11 protein-coding genes and 1 pseudogene are annotated in these 14,060 nt (G+C 42.4%); 6 read left to right on the plus strand and 6 right to left on the minus strand.

Annotated elements, in window-relative coordinates; genetic code table 11:
* The 4 genes from B3J29_RS11105 to B3J29_RS11120 all read left to right on the plus strand — a co-directional run.
* Positions 1-726 (plus strand): Hsp70 family protein (locus B3J29_RS11105; protein ID WP_286965502.1); only part of this gene is annotated, 726 nt, incomplete at its 5' end.
* Positions 727-892: 166 nt separating this feature from the next.
* On the plus strand, positions 893-1,288 hold the full coding sequence (locus tag B3J29_RS11110; protein ID WP_228127210.1) for a hypothetical protein: 396 nt from the start codon (positions 893-895) through the stop codon (positions 1,286-1,288).
* A gap of 106 nt (positions 1,289-1,394) precedes the next feature.
* The gene (locus B3J29_RS11115) at positions 1,395-2,300 is read left to right on the plus strand and encodes a matrixin family metalloprotease (RefSeq protein ID WP_334103533.1); all 906 of its coding nucleotides are present in this window, start codon (positions 1,395-1,397) and stop codon (positions 2,298-2,300) included.
* Between the two features lie 111 nt (positions 2,301-2,411).
* Positions 2,412-2,789, plus strand: coding sequence for a hypothetical protein (locus B3J29_RS11120; protein ID WP_162835342.1), 378 nt, complete (start codon positions 2,412-2,414; stop codon positions 2,787-2,789).
* A 58-nt stretch (positions 2,790-2,847) separates the two neighbouring features.
* On the opposite strand, the pseudogene B3J29_RS11125 reads toward B3J29_RS11120, so the two are convergent.
* From B3J29_RS11125 to B3J29_RS11140, 4 genes and pseudogenes are all read right to left on the minus strand, one after another.
* Positions 2,848-3,099, minus strand: a pseudogene (locus B3J29_RS11125) (iron-sulfur cluster assembly accessory protein); the annotation flags it as partial.
* A 116-nt stretch (positions 3,100-3,215) separates the two neighbouring features.
* Entirely contained in the window at positions 3,216-4,229 is a 1,014-nt protein-coding gene (locus B3J29_RS11130; protein WP_175968152.1) for a putative solute-binding protein, read from the minus strand.
* A gap of 194 nt (positions 4,230-4,423) precedes the next feature.
* Complete coding sequence (locus tag B3J29_RS11135; RefSeq protein ID WP_004780360.1) at positions 4,424-5,434, minus strand: putative solute-binding protein; 1,011 nt, start codon at positions 5,432-5,434, stop codon at positions 4,424-4,426.
* Positions 5,435-5,688: 254 nt separating this feature from the next.
* A complete protein-coding gene (locus tag B3J29_RS11140; protein ID WP_175966503.1) occupies positions 5,689-6,693 on the minus strand; it encodes a putative solute-binding protein in 1,005 nt (334 codons plus the stop codon).
* 211 nt (positions 6,694-6,904) lie between these two features.
* On the opposite strand from B3J29_RS11140, the gene B3J29_RS11145 reads away from it, so the two are divergent.
* Together B3J29_RS11145 and B3J29_RS11150 are read left to right on the plus strand one after the other, a co-directional pair.
* On the plus strand, positions 6,905-8,848 hold the full coding sequence (locus B3J29_RS11145; protein ID WP_175966505.1) for an ATP-binding cassette domain-containing protein: 1,944 nt from the start codon (positions 6,905-6,907) through the stop codon (positions 8,846-8,848).
* 303 nt (positions 8,849-9,151) lie between these two features.
* Positions 9,152-10,315: a zinc-dependent alcohol dehydrogenase gene (locus B3J29_RS11150; protein ID WP_005233133.1), complete on the plus strand. Its 1,164-nt coding sequence runs from the start codon at positions 9,152-9,154 to the stop codon at positions 10,313-10,315.
* A gap of 694 nt (positions 10,316-11,009) precedes the next feature.
* Here the strand turns inward: B3J29_RS11150 and B3J29_RS11155 are convergent.
* Complete coding sequence (locus B3J29_RS11155) at positions 11,010-11,357, minus strand: hypothetical protein (protein WP_175966508.1); 348 nt, start codon at positions 11,355-11,357, stop codon at positions 11,010-11,012.
* 192 nt (positions 11,358-11,549) lie between these two features.
* A complete protein-coding gene (gene gyrB, locus B3J29_RS11160; protein WP_005233132.1) occupies positions 11,550-14,015 on the minus strand; it encodes a DNA topoisomerase (ATP-hydrolyzing) subunit B in 2,466 nt (821 codons plus the stop codon).
* Positions 14,016-14,060: the final 45 nt, after the last annotated feature.

The following is a 14,060-nucleotide window of genomic DNA, read 5'->3' on the forward strand; positions in this document are numbered from 1 at the left end:
GTATTGACTCCAATCATTGAGAAAAACACGACGATTCCTGCGAAGAAATCTCAAGTGTTCTCAACTGCTGCGGACAACCAGCCTGCTGTAGATATTTCAGTTTACCAAGGTGAACGTAAAATGGCTCAACAAAACAAATTGTTGGGTAACTTCCAGTTAGGCGACATCCCACCTGCTCCACGTGGTGTGCCACAAATTGAAGTATCGTTCGACATCAACGCGGATGGTATCTTGAAAGTATCTGCGAAAGATAAGAGCACTGGTAAAGAGCAATCGATTCAGATCAAAGCAAACTCAGGTTTGTCTGATGCTGAAATCGAAGCAATGATCAGAGATGCTGAAGCGAATGCTGAAGAAGACCGTAAGTTTGAAGAGCTTGCAAAAGCACGTAACGAAGCGGATGCGCTAGTTTCTTCTGCTCAAAAAGCAGTAAAAGATCTTGGCGAACAAGTGACTGCTGACGAAAAAACTGCAATCGAAACTGCGGTTTCCGAGTTAGAAGCATCTACGAAAGAAAATGATGTTGAAGCAATCAAAGCGAAAACTGAAGCATTGCAAAATATTATTATGCCGATCACCCAACGTGCTTATGAAGCAGCTCAAGGCCAAGGCGGTGCACAAGGTTTCGATCCTAATGCATTCCAAGGCGGCGAAGGTCAAGCTCAAAAAGCAGATGACGGCGTAGTTGATGCTGAATTCACTGAAGTAAAAGATGACAAAAAATAATTTGTCACTTTGAGAAAAAGACCGCATTTTATGCGGTCTTTTTTTTGCTCAATGCATAGGCAATAGAATCTTTTTTAATTAAACTATAATGAAATAAATAACTTAAAAATAAAAACGTATGCAGAATTTTATTAAGCTTTTTCTTCTGGCTTCCGGGCTTGCGATCATGCTGCTCTACCCGATGGGTAATCTGCTTCTGATCTTACCGCCGAATGTGGTACTAGCGCCTTTTAATTACCTGCAAACCTTCGGAATTGAAGCTTCTTTTTCCTTAGGCTTTCTGATTGCCATCATTGTGTTGCTGATCCTGGCTGTACCTCAGCGCTATCCTTCCGGAAAAGGTTTTATCATTTTAGGTATTGGACTTCTGAGCTATATTATTTTCCAGATCTTTAAATCTGAAATCACGCTGTATGCCTTTAATCACCAAACCAGACATTCCTATAACCTGAAATATTTAATTGAATTTATGATCTTCTTATTGAATGGTATAGGCCTTGGTTTTATTTATCATTCCAATATGCCAAGACAGGTTGAGCAGTGGAAAGGTAAAAAATCATAATCTAACCTGAGCAGAACCGTGCATAAGCACGGTCTTTATCGCTCTGACGCTAGGATTTTGCTGTTTTTTTAGCTACATTGAGCCAAACAATATTTTAAAAAACACTATGCGTCTTTTAAGCTTTCTGGGGATTGTCGTTTTCATTGTGTCATTGTTTTTGCATCTACAAACCAAGACCCATCCACAATTAAAATTTAATTCACTGGCTGATCGTTTAACCCATCCTTTTGATACGCGCCTACGTTTCCGGATTGATCAGGTCGATCCGGGTTTTGGCCTGACCCGTGATGAAGTCATTCAATTAAGTCAGGAAGCAATTCAGATCTGGCATGAAGGAACCAATCGTGATGATCTGATGGTTTATGATGAGAATGCTCAGCTGGCTATTCAACTGATCTATGATCAACGCCAACAGGACTATGAAGCCTTTAAAAAGGTCGAAAAAAAGTTACTTGCCGATGAAGCCAGATATCAGCGTGAAGTCAGCAATCTGCAAGTTTCGCAGAAAAATCTAGAAGATCAGCAGCAACGACTGATTCAGCAAAAAAGTCAGCTGGAATTTGAATTTCAAACCCTATTGCAACGCCGTCAACAGGCCAGCTCATCTACCGAGCGTGAACAGCTTCAGTATGAGATGGAAATGCTCAAGCCTAAACTGGAAAATTTTAAACGCGAATATGCCTATCTTCAGGAACAGCTATCCTCATTTAACCAGCAAGTTTCTGTTCATCAAAACAGTGTGCAAAGTCATCAGCGAAATATTCAGCAGGCCCAGCAGCGCTTTCCCCCACGCCAGTTTCATAAGGGTATTTTTATGGGAGATAAGATCCAGATTTATCAGTTTGATGCCAAAGATGATTTACGTTTAACTTTGGCACATGAGCTGGGCCATGCCTTGGGTCTCTATCATCATAATGATCCGGAAGCCTTGATGTATCCAGTATTGGGTGAACAGAATCTGCAAGATTTCAAACTGCGTCCAGCAGACAAGACCCTGTTATATACCCGATAAAATTCAGGTTTTAATTCCCTAAATTATTTATGTGTTTAGGCTAGTAAAAATACAACCCGGTTTCATTTCATGTTATTGTGAAGAACAGTAGGACGTCTTAGGCCAACTTTCTTGGAGATTCATGTGAGTTACTACCATATTTTAATTGAAGTAAATGACCACATTAGTACGATTGATGAAACCCGTGATATCGAGATCTTTGATATCGAGGATATTCAACCTTATCTTCATTCAATTTTGCTGCCTTATTTCAATGAACAGCTGATCGAGCTAGATGATGAAAATCTTGAATTTAAGGATATTTTGCATCTGCAAGTGAAACAAACCTTATTGCCGATCAATGACTTGATTGAAGAGGAACAGCGTCTATTGCCGAGCGATACGGACATTACTATTACAGCCTACGAGATATTTAATAACCGCGAACTGAGTCAGGATGTCACTACAGTGATTTTTGACCTGCTTGAAGCAGTCAAATTAGAAAGCTAAGCTTTCTTCAGATATAAAAAAGTCCTCATACGAGGACTTTTTTATTCAACTTGATATGTATTAGATCGAGAATGAAGATCCACAACCACAGGTCGTNNAGAGAATCGACCAGCATTTTGACATCGCCATTGACGAATTCTGCATCATCTTCATTTTGGCTTTCCGCAAAGTTAAAGCCATAAGAGAAACCTGAACAGCCGCCACCGGTGACATACACACGGAGCATTAAGTCTTGGTTACCTTCACTGTCACGCAACTGGCGTACTTTATTTGCGGCATTGTCGGTGAGCACAAGCGCTTGAGCATTCATGGCGGATTCCTCTGTTGAATGGAATGTCTTTAAAAAGAAAAGACCATATTTCAAGTATAACACACTCAATATATGGTCAGTCTGTACAGATTAAAAGTCAAATCAGAGTAATTTTATCAGGATTGTTTATAGTTCTCATCCTGTAATGCACATTCGAAGTTTTTCGGATTCTGCTTGCAGCGGAATTGCCAGAGCAACTTCATCATGCGTTTGTCATAAATACCCCGTTTGGTCAGATCAATCCGCGAATCACGCATCAGCTTTTGGTAACCCGGTTTATCTGCCTCAGGAATATCCATCCAGTATTTAGAGGGAATATCTGCCTTCATTTTACCTAAAATTCCAAAAGCACGTGGTAACTGGCTTTTCACCCATTCACGTGATTTTTGTCCATATCCGACCGGGAATTTATCCGGACGAATAATGATATTACCAGTGACCTGCAACACCGGATAATTCACAATGGCGCCCTTACTGCCCAAACCTTTATGCAGCTCGAGTGGTTTAAATACAGCAGCTGGCGCGCCAATAATATCGACCTGACCATTGTTAAATTTAGAGCCAAAGTTGGTCACATCGGCGCTGACTGCCTGTGCACCCACTTGCTGAACCATTATTTTTTGTGCTTCATCATAGTCAAGTACAGCAAATTTTTTACCTGCTGCTTTCGCAACCGTATTAATGCTCCGGTCATTGACCATCCGGAAGGCATCACCTACCGGAATCACCCCTGCGACTTCATACTTGCCTTGAACCATGAGCTTGGCAAAGGTCGGACTCGCCAGGCCTTGCATCACTTTAACTGCAAGGTTCAAATCTGGAATCGCGCCAATCGCATCGAGTGAACCGGTAAAGCGGTTGAACTGACGGCCGCGCATACCGGTAACACTGATCCCATCACATTTACCAGCTTTAAAATCTTCTGCGACGACAGCTTCATTGGTATTTACCCTAAGCTCGATATCAGCACCCCAGTTTTTTGCGGCCAGTTGATAGTCTTTCATTACAGCATAGACGTCGCCATTTTTGCCGACCAGATCGAATACACATACTACCTGTTTAGCCTGAGCCAGGCCTGAGACTGCCGCGAGTGCTGCACCTACAGCCAGGGCTTTCCATCCTCTCTGCATCATTTTGCTTTCCTTGATTGCCTTGTTTTTGTTATCTGCTTTAAGTGCTACATGTTATTGTTTTTTATACCAAACATGAAAGCATTATTTTTAATCAGCTTAACTGCTTTGCTATGATCTGCAATGGCAGATCTGACTTTGTTTAATATAAAAAAAGCTTAGATAAATCTAAGCTTTTTTCCTTAAAAATCAAATTATTCGCCAGAAAGTGAACATTCAAAGTTGGCTTTATCGACAGAGCAACGCGCACGTTTCAGTACCGACATCATGCTGGCATCATAGATTCCACGCTTGGTCATATCCATACGCCCTTCACGTAATAACTTCTGGTACTTGGTTTTATCTTCTGCACTCAGATTCAGCTTATATTTCGCTGGAATACCGGCTTCCAGACGGTTGATCATCGCCATGCTCTTAGGCAGGTTTTTAATGAACCAGTCACGAGACTTCTGGCCGAAACCAGCCGGGAATTTTTCCGGACGAATCACAAAGTCAGAAGTGACATGCAGTACCGGGAAATTAAACATCGCACCGCTATTGCCCAAACCTTTATAGATTTCGAGTGGCTTGTACGCATATGCCGGTGCACCCACCATATCGACCTGACCATTATTAAACTTGGCTACGAAGTTAGATACATCAGACACTACAGCCTGAGCACCTACACGTTGAACCATGATTTTTTGCGCATCATCATAGCCAAGAACAGCAAACTTCTTGCCTGCCGCTTTTTCAATGGAGTTGATGTTTTTGTCACGCACAAAGATAAAAGCTGAACCCAGTGGTGCAATCCCGGCCACCTCATATTTTTTACCGCCCATGGTCGTGACCATTTTAGCGGCATTACGCTTATCCAAAGCGAAGCTAATCGCACGCTGTGCAATGGCATTACTTGGAGCACCACCTAAGGCATCGATTGAACCGGCAAACTTGTTGTATTGACGGGCACGCATGGCGGTCATGAATACACCATCACATTTGCCAGCCTTAAAGTCATTGTCAGCGACGGCTTCATCCTGACGGGCGATCAGATTGATATCTGCGCCCCAGCCTTTTGCTGCCAGCGCCCATTCCTGAGCCATCTGGAAAGACTCGCCAGATTTACCAAGTAGGTCAAACACACAGATATCGACCTTTTCTGCATGTGCCACACCTGCAAAACCAAATGCAGAAAATGCAGCCAATGATAAGAGTGTTTTTTTCATTTTAGTTATCCTTTGAAATCTTGTTGTTAGCTGAGTGTCCGTACACGCGTCAAATATTAAGCAAATTTATTTCAAAAAAATAGAGCATTTACTCCAGATAAAAGCCGTTTTTTGGCCTATAAAGATAAATCAGCTTTTCTTAATTTCCTTTATCCGATTTTTTTATAAATATATCAGTCTCTTAATATTTAAACTTGGCTACTTTGAATTACATTTCATTCGCTGTAGTTACAAAGATATACATGATTTTAAAACTATTCACCACTGATTGAGCATTCGAAATTAGTTCTTTCCACAGTACAACGTGCCCGTTTTAATACTGTCATCATGCCAGCGTCATAAATGCCCTGTTTGGTTAAATCCATGCGTCCTTCACGCAGAATTTTCTGATAACTGACCTGTTCCTCACGACTCAGGTTCAGAATATATTTACGTGGGATTTCTGCTTCCATCCGTTTTACCATCGCGAAGCTGCGGGGTAACTGCTTAACAAACCATTGTCGGGAATTGGCTGCAAACTGTTCCGGAAATTTATCCGGTCGAATAATCAGATCTGCCGTGACATTTACCACCGGAAAGTTGATCATGGCTCCTTTCTGCCCCAGCCCTTTAGTTACTTCAAGAGGTTTAAAGGCATAAGCGGGCGCTGCCACAATATCCACTTCACCCTGATTAAATTTACGGATGAAATTGGAAATTTCCGAATTCACCGGTACGGCTTCTACCCGGTTCACCATAATCGTTTGGGCATAGTCATAATGTAGAACCGCAAACTTCTTGCCTTTAATATGTTCTAACTTATCCATATTACGATCACGGACAAAGATATAAGCAGGACCAATCTGGCCAATACCGGCTACTTCAAATTTTTCCTTGCCAATCTGGGTGGTCATGCGCTTGGTATTACGTTTATCCAGCACATAACTCACCGCTTTCATGGCAATGTCATTATTAGGAACGCCGCCAATCGCATCAATGGAGCCGGCAAATTTGTTATAAGCTCGCGCACGCATGGACGTCATATAGAAGCCATCGCATTTTCCGGCTTTGGCATCCTGATCGACTTTAGCTTCATCCTGATAAGCAATCAATTGAACCGTAGCCCCCCACTGCTTGCTGGCCAATGCCCACTCTTCCAGCAGCTTGAAGGATTCACCCGATTTTCCCAGTAAATCAAATACACAGACATTGACTGGGGCAGCATGTGCACTTGAAGCCCATAGGCCCAGTGCGGATAAAATTAAAAATCTATTTTTCATTTTTATTCTACTCAATATTATTATGAACCTTGATGGCTCTATCTTTCGGTTTTTAAAAAAAATAGAGTATTTAATCAAAATATAGTTCATCATATATGAATCTATAAATTTTTAAAGCCTGAACAGGATAAGCTGCAACGAAGATTTTTTGTTTTCTTCCGGCTTTCCATTAGAATAGCGGCATTCTCTTTTGCTCTTGTTAGTAAGTTCAATGATTCAGTTAGACCAACTTTCGTTACGCCGTGGTGGGCGAGTGTTATTTCAAAAAGCCTCCATGCAGCTTCATCCCGGCTGGAAAATTGGTTTAACCGGCGTGAATGGCGCAGGAAAATCAACCCTGTTTGCGGCTCTTTTAGGTGAGCTCAGTGCAGATGAAGGTTCACTAACCCGTCCATCCGTGTGGACCGTAGCGCATATGGCTCAGGAAATTAAAGCACTAGATATGCCTGCCATTGATTTTGTTCTGTCAGGCGATGAAGAGTATTGGGATATACAGGCCAAACTTGCGCATCCAGAACAGCTGTCCGATGCAGAACTGGCACAGCTACATGGCCGTTTCGACGAGATTCATGGCTATTCTGCACCATCAAAAGCAGCTCAGTTAATGGCCGGTCTGGGCTTTATGGATCATCAGATCCGTCTGGATGTTTCCAGTTTTTCAGGCGGTTGGCGGATGCGACTGAATTTGGCCCGTACCCTGATGAGCCGTTCCGACCTGCTATTACTCGATGAGCCAACCAACCACTTGGATCTGGATGCGATCTTGTGGCTCGAAGATTGGTTAAAGGCGTATGAAGGCACTTTAGTGCTAATTTCGCATGACCGTGATTTTCTGGATGCCGTGACGGATCATATTCTGCATATCGAAAATCAGGAACTCACCCTCTATACCGGCAATTATTCAACTTTTGAAGTGACCCGTAGTGAACGTCTGGCGCAACAGCAACAGGCCTTTGAGAAACAGCAGGAAGCCCGGGCACATCTACAAAAATTTATTGACCGTTTCAAAGCCAAAGCGACCAAAGCACGTCAGGCCCAAAGTCGGATTAAAATGCTGGAGCGCATGCAGGATCTCGCCCCTGCTCATGTCGATACACCTTTTACCTTCAGTTTCCGTGAACCGACCAAAATGAGTTCACCACTTCTGGCCTTGGAACAGGCGGAAATTGGTTATGGCGATAAATCGATTGCCAGCAAAATTAATCTGCAAATCACTCCAAATTCACGCATCGGTTTATTGGGGATGAATGGTGCGGGTAAATCAACCCTGATCAAAACCTTAGTCGGAGATTTGCCGTTATTAAATGGTCAACGCAAGGCCTCAGAATTACTCAATATTGGCTATTTTGCTCAGCACCAGATGGATGCTTTGGACGCTAATGCCAGCCCAACGCTACAACTGGCGCGCATCGCCGATCCAAAAATCAGTGAAGCTTCTTTACGTTCTTTCCTCGGCAGTTTCGGTTTTAGCGGTGAGCGCATGGATACCCCATGTGAGAGTTTCTCTGGGGGGGAACGTGCACGTTTGGCTTTGGCTTTAATTGTTTGGCAGCGTCCAAATGTACTGATTCTCGATGAACCGACTAACCATCTGGACCTGGATATGCGCCATGCCCTGACTATGGCTTTGCAGGATTTTGAAGGTGCGGTGGTACTGGTTTCGCATGAACGTCAATTGATTGCGACAGTATGTGATGAATTGCTGTTAGTGCATGCCGGACGTTGTACCGAATTTGAAGGAGATCTACAGGACTATGCCAAATGGTTACGTGAAGCACGTCAACAGCAGATTAATGCGCAGAATGCCTTAGCCAAAGGACAGGTAGTAGAAACAGAAACTAAACCTGTAGTTGTAGCCAAAGTAGATAAGGAAGCACAGCGTAAACTGGCCGCCCAGCGTCGTGAGCAGACTCGTCCGATTCGCAAGAATATTGAAAAATGTGAAGCTCAAATCGACAAACTACAGCCACGTCTGGCAGAAATTGAAGAATTGCTGGCAGATAGCGCTTTATATGAAGCTGCACGTAAAGATGACTTGCTGAAACTCATGAACGAGCAGACTGAACTGAAACAGAAACTGGAAACTGCCGAAGAGCAAATGCTAGAACTGATGATGGAGCTGGAAAGTTTGGAGCAATCTTTTCAGGAAGGTTAAGTTTTAAACCTTGATTCAAATCTTGGAGATTAGCTACAACTGGAGCTAATCTCTTTTTTTATACTTTTTATATATTGCTCTCTCCATCTTTTCCCTGATTTCTTCATCGAAACCATTTTTGACATATTTTGTAGTGAATTACGCAAATCCTATATAAGTTTATTTTTTAAACACTCGGATGTCTTATTTCATACATTAATTTACAGCGATTTCTTAGTGCATAAGGCTCTAATAAAAGTGTTTTTATTTTTGGCAGCCTTGATACGAGTCTGTTTAATGTTGAACTAGAGAGAGGAAATCCGTATGCGTGCTCTTACCTATCATGGTGCTCGGGATGTACGAGTTGAATCCGTTCCAGATCCAGTGATTCAGGAACCAGATGACGTCATTTTAAGGGTGACAGCGACTGCCATCTGTGGCTCAGATCTGCATCTATACCGGGGTAAAATTCCGGCCACTGAAGATGGCGATATTTTTGGCCATGAATTTATGGGAATTGTAGAAGAAGTTGGTCCTGAAGTCACAGAAGTGAAAAAAGGTGACCGGGTAATTATTCCTTTCGTGATTGCATGTGGTCACTGCTTTTTCTGTGAACATGAACTGATGGCTGCCTGTGAGAATACCAATACTGGCCGTGGTGCAATTATCAATAAAAAACAGATTCCACCAGGTGCAGCTCTATTTGGTTATAGCCATTTATATGGCGGTGTACCAGGTGGACAGGCGGAATATGTCCGTGTACCCAAAGGTAATGTAGGCCCATTTAAAGTACCGGGGTCATTACCGGATGAAAAAGTCCTGTTCCTTACCGATATCTTGCCTACTGCATGGCAGGCTGTAACCAATGCCCAGGTCACTCGCGGTTCCAGTGTTGCGATATATGGTGCTGGCCCGGTTGGTTTACTGTCGGCTGCCTGCGCACGTATGCTGGGCGCAGAGCAAATCTTTATAGTCGATCACCACTCTTACCGCCTGCGTTTCGCCCATCAGACTTATGGTGCAATTCCAGTGAATTTTGATGAAGTCGATGCAGCTGAATATATTATTCAGAATACTGCCGGTCATCGTGGTGTTGATGCCGTCATTGATGCGATTGGTTTCGAGGCCAAAGGCAGTTTACTTGAAACGGTGATGACGAATCTAAAAATTGAAGGTTCGAGCGGCTTTGCCCTACGTCAATGTATTGCGGCAGTACGCCGTGGTGGCGTGGTGAGTGTGCCAGGTGTATATGCTGGCCCAATTCATGGCTTCCTGTTTGGTGATGCCTTCGATAAAGGACTGACCTTTAAAATGGGGCAGACCCATGTGCATAAATTCCTGCCACAATTACTTGAATATGTAGAAAATGGCCAGCTGTCTCCAGAAGTGATTATCACCCATCGCATGAAACTGGAAGAAGCTGCTGAAGGCTACCGTATTTTTGATAAACGTGAAGAAGACTGCCGCAAGATTATTCTGACCCCATAAATAGAATGATTAAAAAAATAGAAAGCGCCGTTAGGCGCTTTTTTTTATTTTTACACTTATTTCATAAATCGTATTTTTTCTATTTTTAGTTTTAAAAGTTCAGATCTATTGCCTGGTTATTAAATAAACTGGCTCTAGGTCATGTGATGACTAAACTTAAAAAAGCATTAAACCATAGGAGTAAAAGTTAGAAAAATCTATAACCCTATGATTCATTGAAAAAAATGAAATTTCACTTGATTATTAAATTAATTATGTAGTTTAACTACAGTGAAGATTTTTATAATTAAAATATGTTCCACGCTGATTGTTAATTAAATCTACAACACTAATATAAGCTATTAATTTTTAAGTTATTTATATAATTTTTCCATTAAAAACAGATAAAAAATCACCTGAACTGGTCAATTTCAAAAACAGAGAAGATATGGCTCCAACTAGTCTTTTAAATTCAAAACCCTATTTTAAATTTAAAAATACTTATCCACAATATATAGAAAGTAAATTTGAATTTAAAAAATGAAAAACAAGAAACACAATATGACTTGTGGATAAATACTATCTTATTCACATAAAAAATATGGATAACTTTGTAGTTATCCACACGATTGATCAGGGTTTAAGCAAGATTTAAAACAACAGTATTCAAATATTTTTAAAAAATTTCGAAGTAACTTAATAAATCATTGAAAGTTTAGGATTTCAAAAATCTAAGTTCTGTAATTTTCCATTCATCCTCTAGCTTCCAGATCTCCTGAAGACACTGTTTATTATTTTCCAGTCCAATCAAGATCCGGCATTCGGTTTGATCTTCATTGTACTCGTATTCTTCATATTCTATATCTGGCTTCAACGGTTTCCATACGCCGTTTTGTACCGCATGAGCAATCCGGTCATAACGCAGATAACTTCCTTCTACACGGCCTTCCTGTTCAAAAATCACCTGAAAGTCCTGATGTTCATAGTGGCGCAGCAGATCATAGTCGCCACTGTAGAATGCATTTGCCCAGATCTCACGTATTTCTTCAAGCTGGCTATCCATGGATAAACCTCTTTATAAATAAGACTTGATTCTCCTGAACCAGGCTTTTTTGAAACCTAATATCAGCGGATCATTGGTCTAAAAACTGCTTAGATTAAAATTATTCTAAACAGTTCATCTGGTATTAATAGAAAATTTACGTAAAAAAAGCACCTTAAAAGGCGCTTTTTCGTTTCGATTTATTCCGATAGATTAGGTATCAATATCGGCATTCAAGGCATTTTCTTCAATAAAGGCACGACGTGGTTCTACATCATCTCCCATCAGACAAGAGAACATGCGGTCTGCTTCAATTGCATCCTGCACCGTCACTTGTAGCATGTTACGGTTTTCCGGATCCATCGTGGTTTCCCACAGCTGGTCTGCGTTCATCTCACCCAGACCTTTATAACGCTGGATCATCATGCCGCGGCGAGAGTCTTGCAGAATGTGCTGCCAAACCTGATGGAAACTGCTGACCTGAATCTTGCGCTCACCTTTCTGTAAATAAGCACCCTCTTCAAGCAACGTGAACCAGCTTTTCGAGTTTTTCAGTAAACGCGCATATTCACTTGAGCTGAGCAGGCTGGCATCTAGCAGGTAATGATGCGGCAGGTTATGCACATAAATCGTAATTCGTGGCAACCAGCTTTCTACGATCTGGCCATCAACGTCTTTTTCAAAACGTTCTAGACTTAGTTCAGGGCGTAAACTTGGCTGGATTTTTTCAATCGCAGCACGCAGGTCTTCCCCCCAAGTTTCTACATAAGCTTTATCTTCCAGCTGATCCAGCTTGAATGCTTCTAGTGAAATCAAAGCATCCAGCAAGCTTGCAGGATAACGTACAGTTAAACGTGCCAGACTCTTCTGTGAAGTTTGATAATCGGTAATCACATTGGCCAGAGCTTCCCCACGAATCGCAGGGGCATCGGCACTGATATGCAGTTCCAGCTCATCAATCGCATTCGAAATCAGGTAAGTTTCCAGCGCATCATTGTCCTTGATGTACTGTTCCTGTTTGCCTTTTTTCAGCTTGTACAGCGGCGGCTGTGCAATATAAATATGACCGCGTTCCACTAGTTCCGGCATTTGACGGAAGAAGAAAGTCAGCAGCAATGTACGAATGTGTGAACCATCCACGTCAGCATCGGTCATGATGATGATTTTGTGATAACGCAGCTTGTCCGGGTTATATTCTTCACGACCAATACCACAGCCGAGTGCCGTAATCAGCGTACCCACTTCTGCAGAAGAAATCATACGGTCAAAACGGGCACGTTCCACGTTCAGGATCTTACCTTTTAGCGGCAGAATTGCCTGCATCTTACGGTTACGGCCCTGTTTTGCAGAACCGCCCGCAGAGTCACCTTCGACCAGGTACAGTTCAGATAAAGCTGGATCTTTCTCTTGGCAATCCGCCAGTTTACCTGGAAGGCCGGCGATATCGAGTGCGCTCTTACGACGGGTCATTTCACGTGCTTTACGCGCTGCATCACGGGCACGCGCTGCATCAATGATCTTGCCAGCAATTGATTTAGCCGCTTGTGGATTCTCTAACAGATATTCAGAGAATGCCTTGTTCATGGACTGCTCAACGGCAGATTTCACTTCACTCGACACCAGTTTTTCTTTGGTTTGTGAAGAGAATTTCGGATCAGGTACTTTTACTGACACAATGGCAGTCAAACCCTCACGCGCATCATCCCCTGAAACCACAACTTTTTCTTTTTTCAGGATATTTTCACTGTCCATGTAGTTATTTAAACCACGGGTCAGTGCTGCACGGAAACCGGCTAAGTGAGTACCGCCATCCTTTTGCGGGATGTTGTTGGTAAAGCAGCGTACATTTTCCTGATAAGAATCATTCCATTGCAGTGCAACTTCTACACCAATGCCATTTTCTGCCTGAGTGGTGAAATGAAAAATATCATTCAGGTGGGTTTTACCTTGGTTAATGTACTTAACAAACTCAGCCAAACCGCCTTCATAATCAAAAATGTATTCGGCATTGATACGTTCGTCACGTAATACGATTCGTACACCTGCATTCAGGAAGGACAGTTCACGTAAACGACGGGCCAGGATGTCGACATTAAAAATGGTCTGACTAAAGGTTTCAGCACTTGGCCAGAAACGCACGCGAGTACCGGTCTTATCGGTCTCGCCCACCATTTTTAAAGGGAATTGTGGATCACCATGACGATATTCCTGTTCATGGATTTTACCGGCGCGATGAATGGTTAGTTCCAATTTTTCTGATAACGCATTTACTACGGATACACCTACACCGTGCAGACCACCAGAGACTTTATAGCTGTTATCATCAAACTTACCGCCCGCATGCAGAATGGTTAAAATCACTTCTGCAGCAGACACGCCTTCTTCAGGGTGAATGTCAGTCGGAATACCACGGCCATTATCTGATACTGAAACTGATTCATCTTCATGAATAGTCACCAAAATTTCATCACAGTGACCTGCCAGCGCCTCATCAATCGAGTTATCTACGACCTCGAAGACCATATGGTGTAAGCCGGTACCATCGTCTGTATCACCAATGTACATGCCTGGACGCTTACGTACTGCGTCTAAACCACGTAATACCTTGATGCTAGAGGAATCATAAGCTTTTTCAGTGGTTTGTTCTGTTTGAGAAGCAGCTTGATCTTCTGAACTCATGGTTTCTCCCTAGTGAAAGATAGGTTTATCCAAAGATAGGTAAAA

This window comes from Acinetobacter sp. UBA5984, from assembly GCF_002429925.1.
Lineage (GTDB): Bacteria > Pseudomonadota > Gammaproteobacteria > Pseudomonadales > Moraxellaceae > Acinetobacter > Acinetobacter variabilis.

Excerpts from the sequence above, each read along its gene's own strand:
- B3J29_RS11110 (WP_228127210.1), top strand. The coding sequence starts at position 893 with ATGCTGCTCTACCCGATGGGTAATCTGCTTCTGATCTTACCGCCGAAT.
- B3J29_RS11115 (WP_334103533.1), top strand. The coding sequence starts at position 1,395 with ATGCGTCTTTTAAGCTTTCTGGGGATTGTCGTTTTCATTGTGTCATTG.
- B3J29_RS11130 (WP_175968152.1), bottom strand. The coding sequence starts at position 4,229 with ATGCAGAGAGGATGGAAAGCCCTGGCTGTAGGTGCAGCACTCGCGGCA.
- B3J29_RS11135 (WP_004780360.1), bottom strand. The coding sequence starts at position 5,434 with ATGAAAAAAACACTCTTATCATTGGCTGCATTTTCTGCATTTGGTTTT.
- B3J29_RS11140 (WP_175966503.1), bottom strand. The coding sequence starts at position 6,693 with ATGAAAAATAGATTTTTAATTTTATCCGCACTGGGCCTATGGGCTTCA.
- B3J29_RS11145 (WP_175966505.1), top strand. The coding sequence starts at position 6,905 with ATGATTCAGTTAGACCAACTTTCGTTACGCCGTGGTGGGCGAGTGTTA.
- B3J29_RS11150 (WP_005233133.1), top strand. The coding sequence starts at position 9,152 with ATGCGTGCTCTTACCTATCATGGTGCTCGGGATGTACGAGTTGAATCC.
- B3J29_RS11155 (WP_175966508.1), bottom strand. The coding sequence starts at position 11,357 with ATGGATAGCCAGCTTGAAGAAATACGTGAGATCTGGGCAAATGCATTC.
- gyrB (WP_005233132.1), bottom strand. The coding sequence starts at position 14,015 with ATGAGTTCAGAAGATCAAGCTGCTTCTCAAACAGAACAAACCACTGAA.